Here is a 22,850-nt window from a genome sequence, read left to right as displayed (position 1 = left end):
CCTCGCTCCATGCACGCGACCACCGCCACGCCCGCCCGACGTTCTGCCACCAGGCACCGCTGGATCCGCCAGTTGCACCTGTGGATCGGCGCCTGGGGCGCGCTGGCGGCGATCGTCTACGGGTGCACGGGCCTGGTGATGAACCATCGCTTCGGCGACAGCGCCTGGCCGCAGGGCGACAGCAACGAAGCCGGCCGCGCGACGCTCGCCGTGCCGGTGGAAGCGCGCGCCACACCGGAACAACTCTCGCTGTGGCTCAAGCAGGCTCAAGGCCTGGATGCCCAGGTAATCCGCAAGTCGCCGCCTCCGGGCGGCGACGCGAAGGGCCGCAGAAGTGGTCACTCAGCGGCGGCACGGCAAGCGATGCGTGGTCGGTGGACTACGTGCCGGGCGATGCGACCACCGAGGTCAAGCACACGCAACACACGCTGCTGGCCGCGTTCAATCGCCTGCACAAGGGCGTGGGAGGCGGCCTGGGGTGGCGCCTGCTCGCCGACAGCTTCGCGCTCTGCATGATGCTGCTGGGCCTGTCGGGCCTGTACATGTGGGCGCGTGGACGTTCGTTGCGCGAGATGGCCGTGAGCGTGCTCGGCGTGTCGGTCGCAGCGCTTGCGCTGGTGCTGGTGCCCGCGTTGCTCTGAATTCGCTCAGCGCGGCTGCAACCGCGCGAGCAACACCTCGCCGCCACCTTCCAGCACATGCCGCAGGCGCGCCTCGCCCGCCTGCAGGAGTGCGGTGTCGCCGGCATGCATCGACGGCAACCCGGAGTCGTCCGCGAAGCGCGCCTGCCCCGCGAGCAGGTGCACGGCCCACGTCGTGTGCGGATCGGCGAAGATCACCATCGGGCCCACGAGCGGGCGATGCCACAGCTGCGCATCGATCGCGTCGCGACGCCACATCAGGTTGAAGTCCTGCGTTGCGCCGTCGATCAGTTCGCCGTGCACGGCGCGTTCGCCGGAGAATCGCAAACGCCCGTGCGGTGGTTCGAGCGCATGCACGTCGCCATCGTCGAAGCGCAGGCGCACGCCGTTGCCGCTGATCAACACGATCTCGCGTTCGATCCCTTCGAAGCGCGAGAACGGCGCGTCCTGTTCGATCTCCGCGATCGACAACCGCCATTGCCAGGCGCCCTCGGCCGGCACCGCGATGATCTCGCGCGTCCAGCCCGCGCCGTTGCGCCAGCGTTCGCGCCGGTATTCGTTGGCCGGGATGACCCGGGAGCGCGCAGGGTGGGTGCGGACTTCCATGCGCGAAGACTACGTCGAAAAGGGCGGGGGCCGGGCGCAGTCCGTTGCGCCCGCCCCCGCACGGCGTTCCGCCCAACGACGCGCGTGCGCCGCCGGAACACCACCTGCTCCGAAGGAACCGCGCCTCAGGGCGCCGAGGCCGCCGCCGCGGCCGGTTTGCGCGCCGGCGCCGCGCCGCCGCCGATCTCGATGCGCTCGCGGTTCTTCTCCACCGTCTTCAGGCCGATGCCCTTGACGCTGGCCAGCTGTTCCAGGCTTTTGAAGGGCCCGTGTTCCGCGCGATGGGCCACGATGGCCTCGGCCTTGGCCGGACCGATGTTGACCAGCACTTTGTCGATGGTGGCCGCGTCGGCCGTGTTGACGTCGACCTTGTCTGCGGCTAAGGCCGCGCCGGCGCACAGCAGCGCCACCGCGAGCGAGGCGAACAACTTGCGCGGGGATGGAAGGATGGGGGCCATCGGGGTCTCTCCTTGACGAGGGCACCCGCGGGATGCGGATGCCTGGGTGTCCTGCAGCCCAGCGGCTGCGGGAGGCACAGTCTCCCGTCCTGCCCCGCCCCGCCCCATCCGGAATGCCCCCGCCCGCGTGTCCGGCATCGGCGCGACCGCATGTCAGGGATGTCTGAACCGGCTTCGCGGGCCACCCGGTAGAATGCGCGGCTCGCCTCCCCCAGGATTGCGCGCAACATGGATTCCAACTTCGACGCCCCCGCCATCGAGCGCCATGTCAGCGAGAAGTGGGACGACGACATCGTCCCCCGCCTCGTCGATTACATCCGCATCCCCAACAAGTCGCCGATGTTCGACACCGACTGGGTGGCGCACGGCTACATGGATGCCGCCGTCAAGCTGATGGAAGACTGGGCGAAGGCGCAGTCCATTCCCGGCATGGTCGTGGACGTGGTGCGCCTGGAAGGCCGCACGCCGCTGATCTTCCTCGAGATCCCCGCCGCCAACGGCGGCAGCGACGACGACTGCGTGCTGCTCTACGGCCACCTCGACAAGCAGCCCGAGATGACGGGCTGGGACGACGACCTCGGCCCGTGGACGCCCGTGATCAAGGGCGATCGCCTGTACGGCCGCGGCGGCGCCGACGACGGCTACGCATTGTTCGGTTCGCTCGCCGCGATCCTCGCGCTACAGGCGCAGAAGATCCCGCACGCGCGCTGCGTGATCCTGATCGAAGCCTGCGAAGAATCCGGCAGCTACGACCTGCCCGCCTACGTCGACCACCTGGCCGCACGCATCGGCATGCCCTCGCTCGTCGTGTGCCTCGATTCGGGTTGCGCCAACTACGACCAGCTGTGGTGCACCACCTCGCTGCGCGGCCTGGCCGGCGGCAACCTCACGGTGAAGGTGTTGTCCGAAGGCGTCCATTCCGGCGACGCGTCGGGCATCGTGGCTTCGAGCTTCCGCATCCTGCGCCAGTTGCTCTCGCGCATCGAAGACGAGAAGACCGGCCGCATCCTGCTCGACGGCTTGCACAGCGAAGTGCCCGCCGAGCGCCTCGTGCAGGCGAAGGAAGCGGCGAAGGTCGTCGGCACCGCGGTCTACGACAAGTTCCCGTTCCTGCCCGGCATGGTGCCGATGGCCGACGACCTCACCGAACTCGTGCTCAACCGCACCTGGCGCCCCGCGCTGTCGGTGACGGGCGTCGACGGCATGCCGGCCCTCTCGTCGGCAGGCAACGTGCTGCGTCCCTTCACCGCGGTGAAGCTGTCGCTGCGCCTGCCGCCCACGCTGGACGGCAAGCGCGCCGGCGAACTGCTCAAGCAGACGCTCGAACGCGATCCGCCCTACGGCGCGCAGGTCACGCTGGACCTCGAGAAGGCTTCCACCGGCTGGAATGCGCCCGCGATGTCGCCGTGGCTCAACCAGGCCATCGACGATGCGAGCCGCGAGTTCTTCGGCCAGCCCGCGATGTACATGGGCGAAGGCGGCACGATCCCCTTCATGGGCATGCTCGGCGAGAAGTACCCGGACGCGCAGTTCATGATCACCGGCGTGCTGGGCCCGCATTCCAACGCGCATGGCCCGAACGAATTCCTGCACATCCCGATGGGCAAGCGCGTCACCGCGTGCGTCGCACGGGTGATCGCGCGCCACCACGAAGCGGGCACGCGCGGCGAGACCCGCCGCAGCGCGCACGTGGCCGGTGGCAGCGACCACGGGGACCACGGCTGCTGCTGATCCACCGCAACTAGGCGATCCAACGTCCGCGAACCAGGGGAGCGCGCGCGATGACCCAGGGACCGATCGAGTTCGTCCTGGCCGCGCGCGCCTTCGGCGACATCGGCCATGGCTGGCCCGCGCTGATCGTCATCGGCTGCCTGGCGGGCCTGGTCGCCCGCTGGATGACCTCCTCGCAGAAACGCATCGGCCTGCTGTCGTCGTTTGCGCTGGGCATCGCGGGTGCGGCGCTGGCGTGGTTCGCCACGCGCTGGGCCGGTTACACGCCCGCCGGCCCCGGCATGCGCTTCGTCGTTGCCCTCGGGGGCAGCCTGGTCCTGGCGATGCTGGGCGGCGCAATGGGCAGAATGCTGCGGCGCACACCACGCTAGCATCCCCCCGGCGCCATCCCGGCGCGGCTGGAGGGGCACACCATGTTCGACGGACTCCTGATGTACCTGGTCGGCGGTGCGGTGATCGGCATCCTTGCGCGTTTCTTCAAGCCGGGCGCGGACCCGGTGGGCTGGATCATGACGATCGTGCTGGGCGCGCTGGGTGCGCTGGCCGGTGGTTACATCGCAGGGATGCTCGGCGTCGGCAATCGCATCCTGGTCTGGGTGATCGCGATCGTCGCGGCCATCGTGCTGCTGTTTCTGTGGGAAGCCATCCGCGGCAAGCGTCCGCGCGCGGCCTGATCCAACGCAGCCTGCAACGAAACGCCCCGCATCGCGGGGCGTTTTTTTATCCGCGACCGAGCAGCATCGCAACGACGCGTTCGGCCAGTTCCTCGGCCGGCGCACTGGTCGTATCCAGCACCAGCTCCGCCGCCTCCGGCGCTTCGTAGGGCGAATCGATGCCGGTGAAGTTCGGCAGGTCGCCGCGCCGCGCCTTCGCGTAGAGGCCTTTCACGTCGCGCGCTTCGGCCACGGCCATCGGCGTGTCCACGAACACTTCGAGGAACTCGCCTTCGCCGAACAACGCACGCGCCGTGCGCCGCTCCGCGCGGAACGGCGAGATGAAACTGACGAGCACGATCAGCCCCGCGTCCGTCATCAGCCTGGCCACCTCGCCCACGCGGCGCAGGTTTTCGACGCGGTCTTCGTCGGTGAAGCCCAGGTCGCGGTTGAGGCCGTGGCGCACGTTGTCGCCGTCGAGGACGAACGCGTGCAGCCCCATCGCCTGCAACCGGCGATCGACGAGGTTGGCGATCGTCGACTTGCCGGACCCCGACAAGCCCGTGAACCACACGCACCGCGGCGCCTGCCCGAGGCTGCGCGCGCGCGTCGCGCGATCCACGTCGATGTGCTGCCAGTGCAGGTTGCCTGCGCGGCGCAGCGCGAAGTCGAGCGTGCCGGCCGCGACCGTCGTGTTATCGATGCGATCGATGAGGATGAAGCCGCCGAGCGCACGGTTCTTCGCATACGGTTCGAACGCGATCGCCTGGTCGAGCGAGAGGTTCACGTAACCGACTTCGTTGAGGTCCAGGTGCGTCGCCGCGAGCGAGGCCTGCGTATCGACGTCGACCTTGTGCTTGAGCGCACTCACCGTCGCGCCCACGGTGCGCGTGCCCAGCTTCAGCCAGTACGGACGCCCCGGCAGCAATTGTCCTTCGCCCATCCACAGCACGTGCGCGGCGAACTGGTCCGACACCTCGGGTGCATCGTCGCCGGCCGCGATCACATCGCCGCGGCTCACGTCGATCTCGTCCTCGAGCACCAGCATGATTGCCTGCCCCGCGACGGCCGATTCGCGCGCGCCTTCCGGCCCGAGCACGCGCGCCACGCGCGATCGCCGCCCCGCCGGCAACACCACCACCGCACCGCCCGGCGCGACGCGCCCAGCGACCAGGGTGCCGGCGTAACCCCGGAAATCACGATCCGCGTCGCGACGATCCGGCCGCTGCACCCACTGCACCGGCAGGCGGAAGCCGCCTTCGGCTTCGACGCGGTCGACCTGCACCGTGTCGAGGTATTCCAGCAACGCCGGGCCGTCGTACCACGGCATCGCCTGCGAGCGTTCGATGAGGTTGTCGCCCTGCAGCGCCGACAACGGAATGCACTGCACGTGCGGGATCCCGAGCGACGATGCCAGCGCTGCGTACTCGTTCGCGATCGTTTCGAACACCGCGAAGTCGTAGCCGACGAGATCCATCTTGTTCACCGCCAGCACCACGTGCCGCAGCCCGAGCAGCGAGGCGATGTACGTGTGCCGACGCGTCTGCGGCAACAAGCCCTTGCGCGCATCGACCAGCACCACGGCGAGGTCCGCCGTCGACGCACCGGTGGCCATGTTGCGCGTGTACTGCTCGTGCCCCGGGCAATCGGCGACGATGAACTTGCGCCGTTCCGTATCGAAGAAGCGATACGCCACGTCGATGGTGATGCCCTGCTCCCGCTCCGCGGCCAGGCCGTCGAGCAGCAACGCGTAATCGATGTTCTCGCCCTGCGTGCCGTGGCGGCGGCTGTCGGCGGCGAGCGCGGCCAGCTGGTCTTCGAACAGGCGCTTGCTGTCGTGCAGCAGCCGCCCGATCAGCGTGCTCTTGCCGTCGTCCACGCTGCCGCAGGTGATGAAGCGCAGCAGGTCCTTGTGCTCGTGGCGGCGCAGCGCCGCGGCGATGTCGGTATCGTCGTAGACGCGCGTCATCAGAAGTACCCCTCCTGCTTCTTCTTCTCCATCGACGCACTGGGGTCGTGGTCGATCACGCGGCCCTGCCGCTCCGACGTGGTCGCCACCAGCATCTCCGCGATGATCTTGTCGAGCGTGTCGGCGTCGGATTCGATCGCGCCGGTGAGCGGATAACAGCCCAGCGTGCGGAAGCGCACGCGGCGCATCGCCGGCACCTCGCCTGCACGCAGCGGCAGTCGTTCGTCGTCGACCATCAGCAACGCGCCGTCTCGTTCCACCACCGGGCGCTCCTTCGCGAAGTACAGCGAGGGCACCGGGATGTTTTCCCGATAGATGTAGAGCCACACGTCGAGCTCGGTCCAGTTCGACAGCGGAAACACGCGCACGCTCTCGCCCGCGGCGATGCGCGTGTTGTAGAGGTCCCACAGTTCGGGGCGCTGATGCTTCGGGTCCCAGCGGTGCTGCGCGTTGCGGAAGGAGAACACGCGTTCCTTCGCGCGCGACTTCTCCTCGTCGCGGCGCGCGCCGCCGATGGCCGCATCGAACCCGTACTGATCGAGCGCCTGCTTCAGTGCCTGCGTCTTCATCACGTCGGTGTGCACGGTGGCGCCGTGCGTGATCGGCCCGATCCCGCGCGCGACGCCGTCGGGATTGGTGTGCACGCGCAGGTCCACGCCCGTCTCGGCCGCGCGACGATCGCGGAACTCGATCATCTCGCGGAATTTCCAGCCGGTATCCACGTGTAGCAGCGGAATGGGCGGCCGCCCCGGCGCGAACGCCTTCATCAGCAAGTGCAGCAACACCGAGCTGTCCTTGCCGATCGAATACAGCAGGACCGGATTGCGGAAGCTCGCCGCCACCTCGCGCAGGATGTGCAGGCTCTCGGATTCGAGGCGGTCGAGGTGGCTCGGGGTCATGCGGTTCTGCGCCATGCGTGGAACCGCGATCTTACGGAGCCCCGGCCGAAGGTGCGACGCTCACGCGGCGAAATGCAGGTAGAGCGTCCGCGTGCTCAGGCCGACGACCAGCAGGCCCACCACCACCAGCAGCCAGCGCGCATGCAGGCGCTTGACCAGCCACCCGCCGATCGGGGCCGCCGCCACGCCGCCCAGGGCCAGGCCCACCACGATCTGCCAGTGCGAGATGCCCAGCGTCATCAGGAACACCAGCGACGCCGTCACGGTGACGAAGAACTCCACCGCATTGACGGTACCGATGGTGAAACGGGCCTCGTTGCCGCGCGCGAGCAGGTTGGACGTGACCACCGGCCCCCATCCGCCGCCGCCGATCGCATCGACCAGCGCGCCGAAGAATCCCAATGGAATCAGGTGCGAGGTGACGCGCTTGGACGTGAGTTCGCGGAAGCCCTTCGCGATGATCACCAGGCCCATCACCAGCAGGTATCCCGCGATCCAGGGCTTGATCGCATCGCCCGGCAGGTGCACCAGGACATATGCGCCCACGGCCGCACCCAGCATGCCGGGTAGCAGCAGGCGGCGGAACAGGTGCTTGTCGATGTTGCCGAAGGCGTGGTGCGAGATCGCGGAGGTGCCGGTGGTGAAGCATTCGGCCGCGTGCACCGTGGCGCTGCTCAGCGCCGGCGGCACGCCCACGCCCAGCAGCAGGCTGGAGGCCGTCACGCCGTAGGCCATGCCGAGCGCGCCATCCACCAGCTGCGCGGCGAAGCCGATCACCACGTAGACGATGAAGTCGTAGGACAGCATTTCATTCACGGCGGGGGGACCGATGCGGGCGACAAGGGGAATGTACGCAAGAGTTCCGGACCGTACCGGCACGCAGGCTTCTCGCGCCGTGAAGGCCCGCCGGTTTACCCTTCGCGCATGACCGCCGACCCCGCTTCCGCGCCTTCGCGCGACGACCAGCGCCTCGCCTGGGCCCGCACCGCCACCGGCCACGCCGACCTGGGCCTGGCGCGCGCCTCCATGGATGCAGGCTTCCGCAGCTACTGGCGCACGCTGGGCCCCGAGCCGAGCCGCATCGTGATGGACTCGCCGCCCGACAAGGAAGACGTGCGCCCGTGGCTGCGCATCCGCGCGATGCTCGAAGCGGCCGGCGTGCGCGTGCCGCAGGTGCTGGCCGAAGACGCGGCGACGGGCTTCCTGCTGCTCGAAGACCTCGGCGCCGACACCTACCTGCATGTCATCCACGCCGACAACGCCGACGCGTTGTTCGACGATGCGATCACGCAGCTGCTGCGCCTGCAGGCCGCGCCGGTGCCGGACGACTTCCCGGCGTACGACGAGCCCCTGCTGCTGCGCGAACTGCGCCTGTTCGACGAGTGGTACCTCGGGCGACATCTCGCGCTCGTGCTCGACGACAGCGACCTGCAACGCCTCGAGCGCGTGCATCGCGTGCTGATCGACGCCGCGCTCGCGCAACCGCAGGTGCTGGTGCATCGCGACTTCATGCCCCGCAATTTGATGCCCGCGTCCGATGGGCCGGCCGTGCTGGATTTCCAGGACGCGGTGCGGGGCCCGATCGCGTACGACCCGACGTGCCTGTTCAAGGATGCGTTCCTGAGCTGGCCGGTCGAGCGCATCCACGGCTGGCTGGATCGTTACCACGCACGTGCGGCGGAGGCCGGATTGCCGGTGCCGTCGCTGGAACGCTTCCGCCGCGACGCCGACCTGATCGGCGTGCATCGCCATCTGAAAGTCATCGGCATCTTCGCGCGCCTGCACCATCGCGATGCGAAGCCGAAGTATTTGCAGGACGTGCCGCGCTTCTTCGCCTACCTGGACGACGTGTTGCCGAAGTACCCGGAACTCGCCCCGCTCGCCGAACTGATCGCCACGCGCGTGAAGCCCGCGATCAAGGAATACGGCCACTGGACCGAAGGCACCGCGGAAGACGCCACGCGATGAAGGCACTGGTCCTCGCCGCCGGCCTCGGCGAACGCATGCGGCCGCTGACGAACACGACGCCGAAGCCGCTGCTGGAAGCGGGCGGGAAGCCGTTGATCGCGTGGCACCTGGAGAAACTGGCGGCGATGGGCATCGTCGATGTCGTCGTCAACACGAGCTGGTTGGCGGCGCGGTTCCCGGATGTGCTGGGCGATGGATCGCGATGGGGAGTGCGGCTGCATTACTCGTACGAAGGCGCGACGCCGCTGGAAACGGGCGGCGGCCTCTTCAATGCGTTGACGTTGCTGGGCGATGCGCCGTTCCTTGCCGTGAATGGCGACGTGTGGACGGATTTCGATTTCGCGCGGTTGCCGAGCGAGCCGCGTGGCGAAGCGCATCTCGTGCTCGTCGACAATCCGCCGCAGCATCCGAACGGCGATTTCGCGTTGCGCGCCGACGGCACGGTGGCGTCGGACGGCGAAGCGCGCCTGACCTTCGCGGGGATCGGCGTTTATCGGCCGTCGTTGTTCGATGGCTGGCGCGGGATCGTCGGCAACGTGCCGGGTGTCGATGAGACACCGCCGCGGTTCAAGCTTGCGCCGCTGTTACGTCACGCGATGGGCCGCAACGCCATCGACGGTACGCATCACCGCGGCGCGTGGACGGATGTCGGGACGCCGCAGCGGCTGGCCGAACTCGATGCGTCGCTCAACGCGCGCCCAACGTCTCCTTCAAGAACGGCACCGTAATCCGCCGCTGCGCCGCCAGCGACGCGCGGTCGAGCACATCCAGCAACCCGGTCAGCGTCGCAAGATCGCGCCCCTGCCGCCGCAACAGCCAATCGATCGCCGCGTCATCCAGCATCAAGCCGCGGCGCTGCGCACGGTCGCGCAACACATCGCGCCGCCCCGCGTCATCCAGCGGCGCCAGCACGATCCGCGTGCATTGCTGCAGGCGCGAACGCAGATCCGGCAACGCCAGCGTCAACGCATCCGGCGACACCGTCGCGGTGTAGAGCACGGCGATGCCCGCACTGCGCGCGCGATTGTGGAAGTCGAACAACGCCACTTCGTCTTCGCGCTCGCCGGCGATCGCATCCAGGCCGTCCAGCGCCACCAGCGCATGCGTATCGAACGCTTCCAGCGCATCCCGCATCCGCCCCGCCGCGGCCCGCACCGGCACGTACGCGGCGCTGCGCCCCACGGCTTCCGCCGCCGCGCACGCCGCCAACGCAAGATGCGTTTTGCCGACCCCAGCAGGCCCGGCGAGGTACAACCAATCCGACTGCGCGACTTCCGCGAGCGCACGCACCTGCGCCAACGCGCCGTCGGGCGCGGCAACGAACGCTTCCAGCCGCTGGTCCGGCGGATAGCGCAACGCCAGCGGCAACTGCGGGGCGGGCGACATCTGCGTCAGGCGTGGTCGTCGTCCGGCGTCGGGCGTTCGATGCCCGCGTCGACGTACGCATCCAGTTCGATGCCGGGCGGCGCTTCGCCGGCGTAGAGGCGACTGCGCGTGTAACGCTCGTGCGCGTAGCGCAACAGCACGTTGACCACCGCGGCGACGGGCAGCGCGAGCAGCACGCCCAGGAAACCGAACAACTGTCCGCCCGCCATGATCGCGAAGATCACCGCGACCGGATGCAGGCCGATGCGATTGCCGACGAGGCGCGGCGTGAGCACGTAGCTCTCGATGACCTGGCCGACGCCGAACACGCCGAGCACCAGCGCCACGTGCTTCCAGTCGCCGAACTGCACCATCGCGGCGATCACGCCCATCACCACGCCGGTGGCGGGCCCGAGGTACGGCACGAAACTCACGATGCCCGCGATGAAGCCGATCAGCAGGCCGACGTTGAGGCCCACGGCCCACAACCCCAGCGCATACAGCACGCCCAGCGCGAGCATCACGCTGAACTGCCCGCGCAGGAATGCACCGAGCACGACGTCCGATTCCTTCGCCAGGCGCGTCACCGTGGCGATGTGGTCCCGCGGCACGAGCGCGGCGAAGCGTTCGACCAGCAAATCCCAGTCGCGCAGGAAGTAGAACGTGAGCACCGGGATCAGCACGATGTTCGCCACCCACGCGATCAGCGCGAACCCGGACGCCGACAGGTACCCGAGCATCGTCGTGGCGATGCCGCCCGCGCGCTCCCAGTGTTCGCGGATCAGTTGCACGATGCGATCCGGATCCAGCCACGAGGCGAGTTCCAGCCCCGTGCGGCGCTCGACCCACGGCAACGCGGTGCCGATGAACCAGTCGCGGTAGGTCGGCAGCGATTCCATCAGCGTGACGAGCTGGCGTTCGATCATCGGCACCAGCAACACCAGCGCGATGAGCAGCAGCATCGTCATCAGGCAGAACACGATCACGACCGCGGTGGTGCGCGACCAGCCGCGGCGTTCGAGGCGATCCACCGTGGGATCGCCCAGCCAGCCGAGCATCGCGGCGATCACGAACGGCGTGAGGATCGGGGCGAGCAGGAAGACCAGCACGCCCGCGATCGCGGCGATCAGCGCCCACTGCCAGCGGCGCGCGAGGGTGGCCGCGTGCAGGTCCATGTCAGCGCAGGTGCAGGACCGGGGCGTCGCCTTCGTCGGCCGTGAGCACTTCGCCGTTGCCCAGCGCGCGCTTCAGGCCCGGCAGGCCGGTGATCAGGTCGAGCTCCAACGTCAGGCCTTCGGCGTTCGCGCGCACCGGCGCCATGCCGCGCACGACGGCCAGCGACTGCAGGTAGGACATCAGGCGCAGGTAGTCCTCGCTGTCGCGCACGCCGTCGATCTGCACGGTGTAGCGCCCCGCGGTGCCGGCCGCGCTGCTGCGCTTGGCGTATTTCTTCGACAGCGCGTCGGCCGCGCCGTCGGCGCCGGAGGCCATCGCGCGGCGCGCGTCGGGCTGCGTGGACGTCCAGGTGGACAGCACCTTGCCGCTGTCGACGAACGTCCAGTCGGCGGTCCAGCCCCCGCCTTCGGCGCGGTAGAGCTTGCCGATCAGCTGCATCGGCGGGCTGTAGCGCGAGGACAGGCGGGCGATGGCCGCGGTGTCGCCGCGCCAGATGGCGCCGACGGCCGCTTGTTCGGCGGCGCTGCCGGACGGCAGGCCGAGGCGATAGCCGCGTTCCTGCGCGCGGTCGAGCACGGCGCGCGCGGCGCCGGTCTGCGCCAGCGCGACCAGGCGCGGGCCGCGGCCGTCGTTGATCGCCAGCCACAGCACGGGCTTGGGCCGCGGTTCGGCCCAGATCGGCAGGCCCAGCGTGGCGGCGATGCCGTCCACCTGCTCCTGGTCGAACCGCACGATCAGCGTGGTCGTGTAGGTGGGGGCGCCGGTGGCCGAGCGGCCTTCGTCCTGGCGGTAGTCGTAGCTCTTCACGTAGTCGCGGGCGCGGCGCAGTTCCTGCCCCACGCCCGGCATCGAAGCGGCGCTGCGGTTGCCCGACAGCTTGCCCAGCACCTGCGACATCGCGCGGGCGAAGGCGGTATTGCGCTCGGTTTCGCCCTGGCCGTTGACGTTGACCTCGGCCTCGTACATGCCATGCGCGCCGGCACGGTCGCCTTCCACGCGCTGCGCGAACGCGGCGCCGAACGCCAGCCAAAGTGCCACCACGCCCGCGATCCGGATTGCCAGACGCATCGTTCATCCCTGCTGCGAAACCGGGGGCATGGTGCCGCAGCGGCGCCTCGCGCGTCCAATCGGGGGGCGCGCGCCGAGCCCGCACTGTTAAAATCTCGGCCCCGCAGCGCCCTCCCGGACCGACGTGACCACCCCCACTCCGCTCACCTACCGGGACGCCGGCGTCGACATCGACGCGGGCAACGCCGTCGTCGAACGCATCAAGCCGCTGGTCAAGCGCAGTTTCCGGCCCGAGGTGATGGGCGGCCTGGGCGGGTTCGGCGCGCTGTTCGACCTGTCGGGCAAGTACCGCGAACCGGTGCTGGTCTCCGGCACCGACGGCGTGGGCACCAAGCTCAAGCTGGCGCAGCAGCTCAACCGCCACGACACGATCGGCATCGACCTCGTCGCCATGTGCGTGAACGACGTGCTGGTGCAGGGCGCCGAACCGCTGTTCTTCCTCGACTACTTCGCCACCGGCAAGCTCGATGTCGACACCACCGTCGCCGTCGTCGGCGGCATCGCGCGCGGTTGCGAACTCTCCGGCTGCGCGCTGATCGGCGGCGAGACCGCCGAGATGCCCGACATGTACCCGCCGGGCGAATACGACCTTGCCGGGTTCTGCGTCGCGGCGGTGGAGAAGTCGCAGATCGTCGACGGCGCGAAAGTGCGCGCGGGCGACGTGCTGCTGGGCATCGCGTCGTCGGGCCCGCATTCCAATGGCTATTCGCTCGTGCGTCGCATCTACGATCGCGCGGGCCGTCCGGCCGATCTCGACCTCGGCGGCGTGAAGCTCGTCGATGCGCTCATGGCGCCGACGCAGCTGTACGTCAAGCCGATCCTCGAACTGCTCGGCAAGCACGACCTGCACGCCATGGCGCACATCACCGGCGGCGGCCTCACCGAGAACATCATCCGCGTGATCCCCGACGGCCTCGGCCTCGACATCGATGCGTCGACGATCGTGTTGCCGCCGGTGTTCGACTGGCTGCAGCGCGAAGGCGCGGTGCCGAGCGACGAGATGTGGCGCACGTTCAATTGCGGCGTGGGCTTCGTGCTCGTCCTCGCGCCGAACGATGTCGCCGCCGTGTCGGCGGACCTGGATCGCCTCGGCCTCGCGCATCGCCCGATCGGCGCGGTGGTGGCGTCGGGCGGCGGCGAACGCGTCCGCATCGGCTGATCGCGTTGGCCATGCGTCGCCTCGCGATCCTCGCCTCCGGGCGCGGCAGCAACCTGCAGGCGCTGCTGGATGCGATCGCGGCGGGCATGCTCGACGCGGAGATCGTCGGCGTGTTTTCCGACAAGCTCGAAGCACCCGCATTGCAACGCGTCGAGGCATCCAAGCGCTGGAGCCGCGATGCGAAGGCCTATGCGCACCGCAGCGACTTCGACGATGAACTCGCCGAGGCCATCGCCGCCACGTCGCCCGATTGGGTCGTGTGCGCGGGATACCTGCGGTTGCTCGATGCCGGTTTCGTCGCGCGGTTCCGCGGCCGCCTGCTCAACATCCACCCTTCGTTGCTGCCGGCCTATCGCGGCCTGAAGACGCATGCGCGCGCGATCGCCGACGGCGTGGCCGAACACGGCGCGAGCGTGCATTTCGTGAGCCCGGAACTGGATGCCGGCGCGGTGATCGCGCAAGCGACCGTTCCGGTGTTGCCGGGCGACACCCCCGACGCCCTCGCCGCGCGGGTGCTCGCGGTCGAACACCCGCTGCTGCTCGCCGTGGTCGCGCTCGCGGTGGCCGGGCGCATCGCTGAATGCGATGGCACGGTCCTCATGGATGGTCATCCCATGTTGCGTCCGCTCCGCGTAGAGTCCGCCGCATTCCCCGCCCCGCCTGGCCCGACGCCCCCGTGAAGCGCCGCTTCCGCCCCCTGCCCCTCGTCCTCTCCGCCTTGCTGGCGGGCGTGTGCGCGCTTGCGCCCGCAGTGGCCCAGGTGGCGGCGCCGGCAACGACGGCGACTCCGGCGACGACCGCACCGGCGCCGGTCGTCGAAAGCCATGCGTTGGTCCCCTTCCTCGCCACGTACGCGGTCTTCCGCGACGGCAAGCCGCTGGGCGACGCCACGCTGCAACTCGTCGCGCTGGACAACGCGCGCTGGCGCGTCGACCTGCGCATCGACGCCACGCATGGCCTGATCGGCATCGCCGGCGTGAACCTGCAGCAGAGCACGCTGTTCGACGTCGCCGGCACGCAATACCGGCCGCTCACGCAGAGCTCCGTGCGCAAGGTGGTCTTCAGCAAGAAGGTGATCACGGGCGTCTACGACTGGTCCGCGCAGGCCGCGCATTGGACCGGCGACCTCAAGAAGACGCGCCGCACCGCGGTGGCCCTGCAACCGGGCGACATGAGCGGCCTGCTGATCAACCTGGCCGTGCTGCGCGATGCCGTCCCCGGCACCACGCTGCATTACCGTTTCGTCGACGAAGGCCGCGCGCGCGACCAGCAGTACGTGGTCGCGGCGCAACGCGAATCGCAGGCCGTCGACGAGTTGTCGTACAACGCCATGCGCGTGGATCGCGTGCGCGCCGGCGGCGAAGCCACCACGCTGTGGGTCGTCGAAGGCGTGCCTTCGCCGATCCGCATCCTGCAACAAGACGACGACGGCGCGATCGACCTGCGCCTGGTCGACTACAAGGAATCCTGATGCATTCGATCCTCTCCCGTGCCCTGCGCCCGCTCGCCGTGGTCGTGCTCGCCGCCTCCGCGACGCTCGCGCCCGCCATGGCCGCCGACGCCACGCTCAAGCCGTTCAACGCCGACTACGTGGCCAACTACATGGGCATGGAAGCCTCGGCGCGCATGTCGCTCGCGCAGGCCGGCGCGCAGTGGAAGTACACGCTCAGCATCAAGAGCAGCCTGGCCTCGCTCAGCCAGTCGACCACCTTCGACGAACAGGGCGGCCAGTGGCGCCCGCTGTCGGGCACCGACAACGCCTCGGTGATCATCAAGAAGGTCAACAAGCAGGCCACGTACGACTGGGCGCACGGCGTGGCGACGTGGACCGGCGACGTGAAGCCCGATCGCGCCGGCCCGGTGAAGCTGCAGGCCGGCGACCTCGACGCGATGCTGGTCAACCTGGCGATCGCGCGCGACGTCGCCGCAGGCAAGCCGCTGAAGTACCGCATGGTCGACGAAGGCCGCGCCAAGGACCTCGTGTATACGGTCTCGGGCAAGGAACAGATCACCTTCGCCGGCAAGGCGCACCAGGCCACCAAGGTCTCGCGCACGGACGGCAACAAGCAGACGGTGCTGTGGGTGGTCGATGGCCTGCCGGCGCCGGCGCGCATCCTGCAGCGCAAGGATGGGCAGGACGAGATGGACCTGAAGTTGCAGGCGATGCACTAAGCGGGGACCCGGGACCGGGGACCAAAAGCAAAAAAGCCGCGAGCGATTCGCGGCTTTTTCTTTACTGGTCCCGGGTCCCGGGTCCCGGGTCCCCGGTCCCTGGTCCCGCGTCAGCCGACGCGCCGGATCCGCGCGCCGAGCCCCGACAGTTTTTCTTCGATGTTCTCGTAGCCGCGATCCAGGTGGTAGATGCGGTCGATGGTCGTCTCGCCGTCCGCCACCAGGCCCGCGAGGATCAGCGACGCCGATGCGCGCAGGTCCGTCGCCATCACCGGTGCGCCGCTCAGCTGCGCCACGCCGCGCACGATCGCCGTGTGGCCTTCGACGCGGATGTCGGCGCCCAGGCGCAGCAGTTCCTGCACGTGCATGAAGCGGTTCTCGAAGATCGTCTCGTTGATCACGCCCACGCCGTCGGCGATGCAGTTGAGCGCCATGAATTGCGCCTGCATGTCCGTCGGGAACGCCGGGTGCGGCGCGGTGTTGAAGTTCACCGCGCGCGGGCGGCGGCCGTGCATGTCGAGGGTGATGCGGTCGTCTTCGATTTCGATCTCGGCGCCGGCTTCGCGCAGTTTCTCGAGCACCGCATCCAGCGTTTCCGGACGCGTGCGGCGCGCCGTGACGCGGCCGCCGGTCATCGCGGCGGCGACGAGGAACGTGCCGGTCTCGATGCGATCGGCCACCACCGCGTGCTTCGCGCCATGCAGGCGCTCCACGCCGTGCACGGTGATCTTGTTGCTGCCCGCGCCTTCGATCCGCGCGCCCATCGCGTTGAGGCAGTCGGCGAGGTCGACGATCTCCGGTTCCATCGCCGCGTTCTCGAGCACGCTGGTGCCCTGCGCGAGGCAGGCCGCCATCAGCACGTTCTCGGTGGCGCCCACGCTCACCAGGTCGAACACGACGCGGCCGCCCTTCAAGCGACCGGCCTTCGCCTTGATGAAACCGTGGTCGACGCTGATCTCGGCGCCCAGCGCCTGCAGGCCCTTGATGTGCAAATCGACGGGGCGCGAACCGATCGCGCAGCCGCCGGGCAACGACACTTCCGCCGCGCCGTACTTGGCGAGCAACGGGCCGAGCACCAGCACCGACGCGCGCATCGTCTTGACCAGTTCGTACGGCGCGATGTGCGAATTGACGCTGCGCGGATCCACGACCATCCCGCTTTCGCTGCCCTTGCCGATCGTGCCCTGGTCCACCGTGATCTCCGCGCCCAGGCCCGCGAGCAGCTTGGCGGTGGTGACCACGTCGTGCAGGTGCGGCACGTTGCTGATCTGCACGGGTTCGTCGGCGAGCAGCGTCGCGCACAGGATCGGCAGCACGGCGTTCTTCGCGCCGGAGATCTGCACGTCGCCATTGAGCGGCGTGCCGCCCTCGATCAGGATCTTCTGCATGTCAGGCGTTCGCCTCGTCCGGCGTGAGCGTCTTGAGGGCGAGCGCATGGATTTCGCCGCCCATGCGATCGCCCAGCGTGGCGTACACCATGCGATGGCGCGCGAGCGGCAACTTGCCGGCAAACGCAGCGCTCACGACGGTGGCTTCGAAGTGGACCCCATCCTCGCCCTGCACGCTCGCCTGCGCACCCGGCAGGCCCTGTTCGATCAAGTGGCGGATGGTGTCGGCGTTCATTCGGGGTGGTCCTGTAAACTGCGCCCCTCAGTCTAGCGGAAGGCCGCGCCAGTCCCCATGGCCCTGCACCCGGAACACCTCCCACCCAGCGCCTCGGCGGCCTTCGATTTCGCCGCCAGCGGGCGGCGCGTCATCGCCATCGAAACCCAGGGCCTGGAAGCGGTCGCCGCGCGGCTGGACGGGGCGTTCACCGCCGCCTGCCAGTTGATGCTCGCCTGCCGCGGCCGCGTGGTGTGCACGGGCATGGGCAAGTCGGGCCACGTGGCGCGCAAGATCGCCGCCACCCTCGCGTCCACCGGCACCCCCGCGTTCTACGTGCATCCGGGCGAAGCCGGCCACGGCGACCTCGGGATGATCACCGACGCCGACATCGTGCTGGCCCTGTCGTATTCCGGCGAAAGCGATGAGTTGCTGATGCTGCTGCCGGTGCTCAAGCGCCAGGGCAATGCGCTGATCGCGATGACGGGCCGCCCCGGTTCGTCGCTGGCGCGCGAAGCCGAAGTCCACCTGGATGCCAGCGTGCCGGCCGAAGCCTGCCCGCTCGCGCTCGCGCCGACGTCCAGCACCACCGCCGCGCTCGCGCTCGGCGATGCGCTCGCCGTCGCGCTGCTCGAAGCGCGCGGCTTCACCGCGGAAGACTTCGCGCGTTCGCACCCGGCCGGCGCGCTCGGCCGCCGCCTGCTGCTGCACATCCGCGACGTCATGCATTCCGGCGACGAAGTCCCGCGCGTGCGCGAAGGCGCCTCGCTCAGCGAGACGCTGGTCGAGATGAGCCGCAAGCGCCTGGGCATGAGCGCCATCGTGGACGCGGACAACAAGCTGCTCGGCCTCTACACCGACGGCGACCTGCGCCGCACGCTCGACGACGCCAGCATCGACGTGCGCGCCACGCCCATTGCGAAGGTGATGACGCGCAACCCGAAGGTCATCGACGCCGATGCGCTCGCGGTGGAAGCCGCGCAGCTGATGGAAGCGCACAAGATCAACGCCCTGCTCGTCATCGACCAGGACCGCCGCGTCGTCGGCGCACTCAACATCCACGACCTGCTGCGCGCGCGCGTGGTGTGAGGGACGCAACCGACATGTATTCCCACCTCAACGATTTCCCCGGCGATATCCGCGAACGCGCCGCGCGCATCAAGCTGGTGTGCTTCGACGTGGACGGCACGCTCACCGACGGCCGCCTGCTCATCGACGCCGACGGCCGCGAATCGAAAACCTTCCACGTCTTCGACGGCCTGGGCATGAAGCTGCTGATGCGGCACGGCATCGCGGTCGCGTTCGTCACCGCGCGCCTCAGCCCGTCGGCCGAACGCCGCGCGCACGAACTGGGCGTCGAGTCCTACACCGGCGTGCACGACAAGCTCGACTGCGTGGAAAAGATCGCCGGACGCATGGGCATCGGCATGGACGAAATCGCCTTCATGGGGGATGACCTGCCGGACCTGCGCGTGATGCAGCAGGTGGGCCTGTCGGTCGCCCCGGCGCAGGCGCATCGCTGGACGAGCGAACGCGCGCACTGGCGCACCGTGTCGCGCGGCGGCGAAGGCGCGGCGCGCGAACTGTGCGACCTCATCCTCGCCGCGCAGGGCCACGCCGAACACCTGGTGTCCGACATCGCCCACGTCACCGGCGTGCGCGTCGAGACACAGGCGTGAGCACGCGCGGATGGCTGACGCTGGGCCTGGCCGCGGCGGCCGCGATCAGCGGCTGGTCGATCTGGCAGCACCGCCCGCCGAAGAGCGCGCTGGTCGCGGTGGATTCGCGTTCGGATTACGTGCTGCAGGATTTCGAAGTGGTCGTGCTCGACAACCTCGGGCATGAGTCCTTCACGCTGCAAGCCCCGCGCCTGGCGCGCAGCCCCGGCGACCGCACGATGACGCTGGCCACGCCCACCTTCCTCATCCCGGCCGCGGCCACCGCGGGCGCGGTGCCCACGCGCGAAGCGGGCTGGATCGTCACCTCGCAAACCGGCTGGGTCAGCGCCGCCGGCGACGAACTGCGCCTGGCGGGCACGGTGCTGGCGAAGACCGCCGGCACGCGCGCGCAACCCATCGAGATGGCGACCGAGCAACTGAACGTGTTCCCGCACGCCAACCGCGCCACCTCGCCCACCACGGTCACGGTCACGCAGCCGGGTTCTATACTGCGCGGCCAAGGCATGGAGGCGTTGCTTGACAGCAAGCGCGTCCGGCTCACGTCGAACGTCAAGGTCCACTATGCGCCGCAAGCCCGCTGAATCCCTGCGTCCCGCCGCCCTGCTCGCCCTCGGCCTGTCCACGGCGCTGGCGTGCGCCGGTGCCGTTGCGCGCACGTCGGATCGCAACCAGCCGCTCGACGTGGAAGCCACCAGCACCGATTGCACGGTGGCCGGCGACGGCCCGTGCTCGTTCACCGGCAACGTCCACCTCACCCAGGGCACGCTGCTCGTGCAGGCCGCCAAGGCCGTCGTACACCGCTCCAACGGCGACATCCGCCGCGTCATCCTGACGGGTGCGCCCGCGCAGATGAGCCAGGAGCTCGACGACGGCTCCACCGTCACCGGGCGCGCGTCCAACGTCGACTACGACATGAGCACCGACACCGTCGTGTTCACCGGCAATGCGGTGATCGACCAGCGCGGCGGCGGCAACATCACCGCCGGTCGCATCTCGTACAACATGAAATCCGGCCAGGTGCAGGGCAGTGGCGGCGAAGGCCCCGGCCGCGTGCACGTGAAGTTCCCGCCCAAGACCCAGCAGGGCACGCGCTGATGCTGGTGGCCGAAGGGCTGCGCAAGTCGTATCGGAATCGCGCGGTCGTCCGCGATTTTGGCCTCACGCTCGATGCCGGCGAAGTGGTCGGCCTGCTCGGCCCCAACGGCGCCGGCAAGACCACGTGCTTCTACATGATCGTGGGCCTGGTGCCCGCCGACGCCGGCAAGATCGTGCTCGACGGCCGCGACATCACCGGCGAGCCGATGTACACCCGCGCGCGCCTGGGCGTCGGCTACCTGCCGCAGGAACCGTCGGTGTTCCGCAAGCTCACCGTCGCCGACAACCTGCGGCTGGTGCTCGAACTGCGCCCCGACCTGTCGGAAGACGCACGCGAGCGTGAACTCGAAAGCCTGCTCGACGAACTGCAGATCTCGCACGTCGCCGGCCAGCTCGGCGCCAGCCTCTCCGGCGGCGAGCGTCGCCGGGTGGAAATCGCCCGCGCGCTGGCGGCCAAGCCGCGCCTGATGCTGCTCGACGAACCCTTCGCGGGCGTGGATCCCATCTCGGTCGGCGAAATCCAGCGGATCGTCCGCCACCTCAAGGCGCGGGGCATCGGGGTGCTCATCACGGACCACAACGTCCGCGAGACCTTGGGCATCTGCGACCGTGCGTATATCCTCAACGAAGGCAGCGTGCTCGCGCAGGGGGCTCCGGACGCGCTGCTGGCGAACCCCGACGTCCGCCGCGTGTACCTGGGTGAAGCATTCCGCCTGTAGGTGCGCGTCCCGGCCGTCGAAACCATCCGGCCACGTTGATATCGCCATGAAGCCCCGCCTCCAGACATCGCTGGGACAGCACCTGGTGATGACCCCGCAGTTGCGGCAGGCCATCCGCCTGTTGCAGCTGTCGACCGCGGAGCTCGAAGTCGAGATCGCCAGCGCGGTCGAGAGCAACCCGTTGCTGGACTGGGAGGAATCCCCGCCGCTGGAAACCCACGACGGCAACGGCGACGCCCGCGTCCGCGACGACGGCACCGGCGACGAACGCAGCAGCCACGACGACGACCGCCCGCCGCCGGAAGCCTCCGCGTGGGACGGCGACGAAAACGAAACCTGGTACGAACGCATCGGCCCGGCCGACAGCGACGACGAACCCCTCGCCGAACAGGTCGCCGAAGGCGAGACGCTGCAGGACCACCTGCTGTGGCAGCTGCACCTCAGCCACCTCTCGCAGCGCGACCGCACGATCGGCGTGTCGATCATCGAGTCGATCGACGACGACGGTTACCTGCGCGAAACGATCGAAGCCATCGCCGAAGGCCTGCGGCCCGGCATGAACCCGAGCCTGGACGAAGTGCTGACCGTGCTGCACCAGGTACAGCGTTTCGATCCGCCCGGCGTGGGCGCGCGTTCGCTCAACGAATGCCTGCAACTGCAACTCGACCTGCTGGACGCCGACACGCCCGGACGCGAACTCGCGCGGCGCATGGCCGACGGTCCGCTCGAACGCCTGCCGAAGATCGGCGTCGCCGGCCTGGCGCACGAACTGCAGCGCCCCACCGAAGACATCGAATGCGCCGTGCACCTGCTGCGTTCGCTCGAACCGCGCCCCGGCGCGCAGCTGGGCGGGTTGTCCGCGGATACCTACGTCACGCCCGACTGCGTCGTGTGGCGCCAGCAGGGCCAGTGGCGCGTCGCGCTCGCCGCCGGCGGCCGTCCGCGCATCTCGATCCATCGCGGCTACGAACGCATGATCCGCTCGGCGAACGAAAACGACGCGCTCTACCTGCGCGGCCGCCTGCAGGAAGCGCGCTGGCTGCTCAAGAGCCTGGAAGCGCGCGGCGACACGCTGCTCAAGGTGATGCGTTGCCTGTTGCGCCAGCAATCGGCGTTCCTGGAATTCGGCGACCAGGCCTTGCGCCCGCTCACCCTGCGCGAAGTCGCCGGCGAAGTGGGCCTGCACGAATCCACCATTTCCCGCGCCATCGCACGCAAGTACGTCCGTACACCGCGCGGCACGATGCCGTTGCGCGCGTTCTTCGCGTCCGGCATCGACACCGGCGGCGGCGGCGAAGCCTCCAGCACCGCCATCCAGGCGATGATCCGGCGCCTGATCGAAGGCGAAGACCCGCGCAAGCCGCTCTCCGACGCGCGCCTGGCCGAGAACCTCAAGGCCTCGGGCGTCCCGGTGGCCCGCCGCACCGTGGCCAAGTACCGCGAGGCCATGAGCATCCCGTCCTCGCAGGACCGCCTGCGCATCGGCTGAGATTGCCCGGCCGTGGCCCTTCCCCTCACGCCGCCGCGGCGTATCCTGTCCCTCCGAACGTGAGTGAAGGAGGCCCGCGATGCGCATCGATACCTATGGCCAGCAGCTCGAAGTCACCCCGGCGTTGCGCGACTACGTCGAGTCCAAGCTGCAACGGCTGGCGCGCCACTTCGACCAGCCCTTCGATGTCCGCACCCAACTCAGTTGTGAAAAGCAGCAGCACTGCGCCGAAGCCAACGTGAACATCTCCGGCAAGACGCTGCACGCCGATGCCTCCGCCGAAAACATGTACGCCGCGATCGACCTGCTCGCCGACAAGCTCGATCGCCTGCTGATGAAGCACAAGGAAAAGCTCGTCGACCACCACCGCGGCGAGACCGTCCGCGGCGACCTCGGCTGAC

Annotated in this window: 27 protein-coding genes; 17 read left to right on the top strand and 10 right to left on the bottom strand. The window is 69.3% G+C overall.

What is annotated here, in order from left to right:
- Window positions 1-374 precede the first annotated feature (374 nt).
- A complete protein-coding gene (locus tag LYSHEL_RS09555) occupies window positions 375-641 on the top strand; it encodes a PepSY-associated TM helix domain-containing protein (protein WP_213433820.1) in 267 nt (88 codons plus the stop codon).
- Between the two features lie 6 nt (window positions 642-647).
- Here LYSHEL_RS09555 and LYSHEL_RS09550 read toward each other — a convergent pair whose 3' ends face one another.
- Together LYSHEL_RS09550 and LYSHEL_RS09545 are read right to left on the bottom strand one after the other, a co-directional pair.
- Window positions 648-1,247 (bottom strand): HutD/Ves family protein, encoded by a 600-nt coding sequence (locus LYSHEL_RS09550; RefSeq protein WP_213433819.1) that lies wholly within the window; start codon window positions 1,245-1,247, stop codon window positions 648-650.
- 125 nt (window positions 1,248-1,372) lie between these two features.
- A complete protein-coding gene (locus tag LYSHEL_RS09545) occupies window positions 1,373-1,705 on the bottom strand; it encodes a ComEA family DNA-binding protein (RefSeq protein ID WP_213433818.1) in 333 nt (110 codons plus the stop codon).
- A 228-nt stretch (window positions 1,706-1,933) separates the two neighbouring features.
- Between LYSHEL_RS09545 and LYSHEL_RS09540 the strand changes: the two genes are divergently transcribed.
- From LYSHEL_RS09540 to LYSHEL_RS09530, 3 genes are read left to right on the top strand one after another with little or no spacing between them, the layout of a single operon-like run.
- The gene (locus LYSHEL_RS09540) at window positions 1,934-3,436 is read left to right on the top strand and encodes a M20 family metallopeptidase (protein WP_213433817.1); all 1,503 of its coding nucleotides are present in this window, start codon (window positions 1,934-1,936) and stop codon (window positions 3,434-3,436) included.
- A 50-nt stretch (window positions 3,437-3,486) separates the two neighbouring features.
- The gene (locus LYSHEL_RS09535; protein WP_213433816.1) at window positions 3,487-3,807 is read left to right on the top strand and encodes a hypothetical protein; all 321 of its coding nucleotides are present in this window, start codon (window positions 3,487-3,489) and stop codon (window positions 3,805-3,807) included.
- A 42-nt stretch (window positions 3,808-3,849) separates the two neighbouring features.
- Window positions 3,850-4,110, top strand: coding sequence for a GlsB/YeaQ/YmgE family stress response membrane protein (locus LYSHEL_RS09530; protein ID WP_213433814.1), 261 nt, complete (start codon window positions 3,850-3,852; stop codon window positions 4,108-4,110).
- Between the two features lie 46 nt (window positions 4,111-4,156).
- Here LYSHEL_RS09530 and cysN read toward each other — a convergent pair whose 3' ends face one another.
- Genes cysN through LYSHEL_RS09515 form a run of 3 tightly spaced genes read right to left on the bottom strand, consistent with a single transcriptional unit; the run spans window position 4,157 to window position 7,764 of the window.
- Entirely contained in the window at window positions 4,157-6,058 is a 1,902-nt protein-coding gene (gene cysN / locus LYSHEL_RS09525) for a sulfate adenylyltransferase subunit CysN (RefSeq protein WP_213433812.1), read from the bottom strand.
- The gene (gene cysD / locus LYSHEL_RS09520; protein WP_213433810.1) at window positions 6,058-6,957 is read right to left on the bottom strand and encodes a sulfate adenylyltransferase subunit CysD; all 900 of its coding nucleotides are present in this window, start codon (window positions 6,955-6,957) and stop codon (window positions 6,058-6,060) included. Before cysD ends, cysN begins: the two co-directional genes overlap by 1 nt.
- Before the next feature lie 60 nt (window positions 6,958-7,017).
- Window positions 7,018-7,764 (bottom strand): sulfite exporter TauE/SafE family protein, encoded by a 747-nt coding sequence (locus LYSHEL_RS09515; protein ID WP_213433808.1) that lies wholly within the window; start codon window positions 7,762-7,764, stop codon window positions 7,018-7,020.
- Window positions 7,765-7,881: 117 nt separating this feature from the next.
- Between LYSHEL_RS09515 and LYSHEL_RS09510 the strand changes: the two genes are divergently transcribed.
- Both LYSHEL_RS09510 and murU read left to right on the top strand, forming a co-directional pair.
- Window positions 7,882-8,925, top strand: a complete 1,044-nt coding sequence (locus tag LYSHEL_RS09510; protein ID WP_213433806.1) for an aminoglycoside phosphotransferase family protein — start codon at window positions 7,882-7,884, stop codon at window positions 8,923-8,925.
- A complete protein-coding gene (murU, locus tag LYSHEL_RS09505; protein WP_213433804.1) occupies window positions 8,922-9,653 on the top strand; it encodes an N-acetylmuramate alpha-1-phosphate uridylyltransferase MurU in 732 nt (243 codons plus the stop codon). Before LYSHEL_RS09510 ends, murU begins: the two co-directional genes overlap by 4 nt.
- Here murU and hda read toward each other — a convergent pair.
- Genes hda through LYSHEL_RS09490 form a run of 3 tightly spaced genes read right to left on the bottom strand, consistent with a single transcriptional unit; the run spans window position 9,613 to window position 12,534 of the window.
- Window positions 9,613-10,311 (bottom strand): DnaA regulatory inactivator Hda, encoded by a 699-nt coding sequence (hda, locus tag LYSHEL_RS09500; RefSeq protein WP_213433802.1) that lies wholly within the window; start codon window positions 10,309-10,311, stop codon window positions 9,613-9,615. The two genes, murU and hda, sit on opposite strands and share 41 nt — an antisense overlap.
- Window positions 10,312-10,316: 5 nt before the next feature.
- Window positions 10,317-11,465 (bottom strand): AI-2E family transporter, encoded by a 1,149-nt coding sequence (locus LYSHEL_RS09495; RefSeq protein WP_213433800.1) that lies wholly within the window; start codon window positions 11,463-11,465, stop codon window positions 10,317-10,319.
- A 1-nt stretch (window position 11,466) separates the two neighbouring features.
- The gene (locus LYSHEL_RS09490; RefSeq protein ID WP_213433798.1) at window positions 11,467-12,534 is read right to left on the bottom strand and encodes a DUF2066 domain-containing protein; all 1,068 of its coding nucleotides are present in this window, start codon (window positions 12,532-12,534) and stop codon (window positions 11,467-11,469) included.
- A 124-nt stretch (window positions 12,535-12,658) separates the two neighbouring features.
- Between LYSHEL_RS09490 and purM the strand changes: the two genes are divergently transcribed.
- The 4 genes from purM to LYSHEL_RS09470 are packed head-to-tail and all read left to right on the top strand — an operon-like array spanning window position 12,659 to window position 15,865.
- The gene (gene purM / locus LYSHEL_RS09485) at window positions 12,659-13,693 is read left to right on the top strand and encodes a phosphoribosylformylglycinamidine cyclo-ligase (protein ID WP_213433796.1); all 1,035 of its coding nucleotides are present in this window, start codon (window positions 12,659-12,661) and stop codon (window positions 13,691-13,693) included.
- A gap of 11 nt (window positions 13,694-13,704) precedes the next feature.
- Window positions 13,705-14,373: a phosphoribosylglycinamide formyltransferase gene (gene purN / locus LYSHEL_RS09480; protein WP_213433794.1), complete on the top strand. Its 669-nt coding sequence runs from the start codon at window positions 13,705-13,707 to the stop codon at window positions 14,371-14,373.
- Complete coding sequence (locus tag LYSHEL_RS09475) at window positions 14,370-15,164, top strand: DUF3108 domain-containing protein (protein WP_244858497.1); 795 nt, start codon at window positions 14,370-14,372, stop codon at window positions 15,162-15,164. Before purN ends, LYSHEL_RS09475 begins: the two co-directional genes overlap by 4 nt.
- On the top strand, window positions 15,164-15,865 hold the full coding sequence (locus LYSHEL_RS09470) for a DUF3108 domain-containing protein (protein WP_213433793.1): 702 nt from the start codon (window positions 15,164-15,166) through the stop codon (window positions 15,863-15,865). Before LYSHEL_RS09475 ends, LYSHEL_RS09470 begins: the two co-directional genes overlap by 1 nt.
- Before the next feature lie 110 nt (window positions 15,866-15,975).
- On the opposite strand, the gene murA is transcribed toward LYSHEL_RS09470, so the two are convergent.
- The gene (murA, locus tag LYSHEL_RS09465) at window positions 15,976-17,253 is read right to left on the bottom strand and encodes a UDP-N-acetylglucosamine 1-carboxyvinyltransferase (protein WP_213433791.1); all 1,278 of its coding nucleotides are present in this window, start codon (window positions 17,251-17,253) and stop codon (window positions 15,976-15,978) included.
- Between the two features lies 1 nt (window position 17,254).
- A complete protein-coding gene (locus tag LYSHEL_RS09460; RefSeq protein WP_213433789.1) occupies window positions 17,255-17,488 on the bottom strand; it encodes a BolA family protein in 234 nt (77 codons plus the stop codon).
- Between the two features lie 63 nt (window positions 17,489-17,551).
- Between LYSHEL_RS09460 and LYSHEL_RS09455 the strand changes: the two genes are divergently transcribed.
- The 7 genes from LYSHEL_RS09455 (at window position 17,552) to hpf (ending at window position 22,849) form a co-directional block, all read left to right on the top strand.
- Entirely contained in the window at window positions 17,552-18,556 is a 1,005-nt protein-coding gene (locus LYSHEL_RS09455; protein ID WP_407075183.1) for a KpsF/GutQ family sugar-phosphate isomerase, read from the top strand.
- 14 nt (window positions 18,557-18,570) lie between these two features.
- Window positions 18,571-19,146 carry a KdsC family phosphatase gene (locus LYSHEL_RS09450; RefSeq protein WP_213433786.1) on the top strand — a complete coding sequence of 192 codons (576 nt, stop codon included), beginning with the start codon at window positions 18,571-18,573 and terminating at the stop codon, window positions 19,144-19,146.
- Window positions 19,143-19,727, top strand: a complete 585-nt coding sequence (gene lptC, locus LYSHEL_RS09445) for an LPS export ABC transporter periplasmic protein LptC (RefSeq protein WP_213433784.1) — start codon at window positions 19,143-19,145, stop codon at window positions 19,725-19,727. The genes LYSHEL_RS09450 and lptC overlap by 4 nt, the downstream gene beginning before the upstream one ends.
- A complete protein-coding gene (lptA, locus tag LYSHEL_RS09440) occupies window positions 19,708-20,241 on the top strand; it encodes a lipopolysaccharide transport periplasmic protein LptA (RefSeq protein WP_213433782.1) in 534 nt (177 codons plus the stop codon). The genes lptC and lptA overlap by 20 nt, the downstream gene beginning before the upstream one ends.
- A complete protein-coding gene (lptB, locus tag LYSHEL_RS09435; RefSeq protein ID WP_213433780.1) occupies window positions 20,241-20,960 on the top strand; it encodes an LPS export ABC transporter ATP-binding protein in 720 nt (239 codons plus the stop codon). Before lptA ends, lptB begins: the two co-directional genes overlap by 1 nt.
- Window positions 20,961-21,006: 46 nt before the next feature.
- Complete coding sequence (locus LYSHEL_RS09430) at window positions 21,007-22,449, top strand: RNA polymerase factor sigma-54 (RefSeq protein ID WP_213433778.1); 1,443 nt, start codon at window positions 21,007-21,009, stop codon at window positions 22,447-22,449.
- 79 nt (window positions 22,450-22,528) lie between these two features.
- Entirely contained in the window at window positions 22,529-22,849 is a 321-nt protein-coding gene (gene hpf, locus LYSHEL_RS09425; protein WP_213433776.1) for a ribosome hibernation-promoting factor, HPF/YfiA family, read from the top strand.
- Window position 22,850: the final 1 nt, after the last annotated feature.

The organism is Lysobacter helvus (assembly GCF_018406645.1).
Taxonomy (GTDB): domain Bacteria; phylum Pseudomonadota; class Gammaproteobacteria; order Xanthomonadales; family Xanthomonadaceae; genus Noviluteimonas; species Noviluteimonas caseinilytica.
This window is presented reverse-complemented; position numbering and strand designations above follow the sequence as displayed.

Bases quoted from the DNA above. Each gene is read 5' to 3' on its own strand.
- LYSHEL_RS09550 (WP_213433819.1), bottom strand. From the start codon at position 1,247: ATGGAAGTCCGCACCCACCCTGCGCGCTCCCGGGTCATCCCGGCCAAC.
- LYSHEL_RS09545 (WP_213433818.1), bottom strand. From the start codon at position 1,705: ATGGCCCCCATCCTTCCATCCCCGCGCAAGTTGTTCGCCTCGCTCGCG.
- LYSHEL_RS09540 (WP_213433817.1), top strand. From the start codon at position 1,934: ATGGATTCCAACTTCGACGCCCCCGCCATCGAGCGCCATGTCAGCGAG.
- LYSHEL_RS09535 (WP_213433816.1), top strand. From the start codon at position 3,487: ATGACCCAGGGACCGATCGAGTTCGTCCTGGCCGCGCGCGCCTTCGGC.
- LYSHEL_RS09530 (WP_213433814.1), top strand. From the start codon at position 3,850: ATGTTCGACGGACTCCTGATGTACCTGGTCGGCGGTGCGGTGATCGGC.
- cysN (WP_213433812.1), bottom strand. From the start codon at position 6,058: ATGACGCGCGTCTACGACGATACCGACATCGCCGCGGCGCTGCGCCGC.
- cysD (WP_213433810.1), bottom strand. From the start codon at position 6,957: ATGACCCCGAGCCACCTCGACCGCCTCGAATCCGAGAGCCTGCACATC.
- LYSHEL_RS09515 (WP_213433808.1), bottom strand. From the start codon at position 7,764: ATGCTGTCCTACGACTTCATCGTCTACGTGGTGATCGGCTTCGCCGCG.
- LYSHEL_RS09510 (WP_213433806.1), top strand. From the start codon at position 7,882: ATGACCGCCGACCCCGCTTCCGCGCCTTCGCGCGACGACCAGCGCCTC.
- murU (WP_213433804.1), top strand. From the start codon at position 8,922: ATGAAGGCACTGGTCCTCGCCGCCGGCCTCGGCGAACGCATGCGGCCG.
- hda (WP_213433802.1), bottom strand. From the start codon at position 10,311: ATGTCGCCCGCCCCGCAGTTGCCGCTGGCGTTGCGCTATCCGCCGGAC.
- LYSHEL_RS09495 (WP_213433800.1), bottom strand. From the start codon at position 11,465: ATGGACCTGCACGCGGCCACCCTCGCGCGCCGCTGGCAGTGGGCGCTG.
- LYSHEL_RS09490 (WP_213433798.1), bottom strand. From the start codon at position 12,534: ATGCGTCTGGCAATCCGGATCGCGGGCGTGGTGGCACTTTGGCTGGCG.
- purN (WP_213433794.1), top strand. From the start codon at position 13,705: ATGCGTCGCCTCGCGATCCTCGCCTCCGGGCGCGGCAGCAACCTGCAG.
- LYSHEL_RS09470 (WP_213433793.1), top strand. From the start codon at position 15,164: ATGCATTCGATCCTCTCCCGTGCCCTGCGCCCGCTCGCCGTGGTCGTG.
- murA (WP_213433791.1), bottom strand. From the start codon at position 17,253: ATGCAGAAGATCCTGATCGAGGGCGGCACGCCGCTCAATGGCGACGTG.
- LYSHEL_RS09460 (WP_213433789.1), bottom strand. From the start codon at position 17,488: ATGAACGCCGACACCATCCGCCACTTGATCGAACAGGGCCTGCCGGGT.
- LYSHEL_RS09450 (WP_213433786.1), top strand. From the start codon at position 18,571: ATGTATTCCCACCTCAACGATTTCCCCGGCGATATCCGCGAACGCGCC.
- lptA (WP_213433782.1), top strand. From the start codon at position 19,708: ATGCGCCGCAAGCCCGCTGAATCCCTGCGTCCCGCCGCCCTGCTCGCC.
- lptB (WP_213433780.1), top strand. From the start codon at position 20,241: ATGCTGGTGGCCGAAGGGCTGCGCAAGTCGTATCGGAATCGCGCGGTC.
- LYSHEL_RS09430 (WP_213433778.1), top strand. From the start codon at position 21,007: ATGAAGCCCCGCCTCCAGACATCGCTGGGACAGCACCTGGTGATGACC.
- hpf (WP_213433776.1), top strand. From the start codon at position 22,529: ATGCGCATCGATACCTATGGCCAGCAGCTCGAAGTCACCCCGGCGTTG.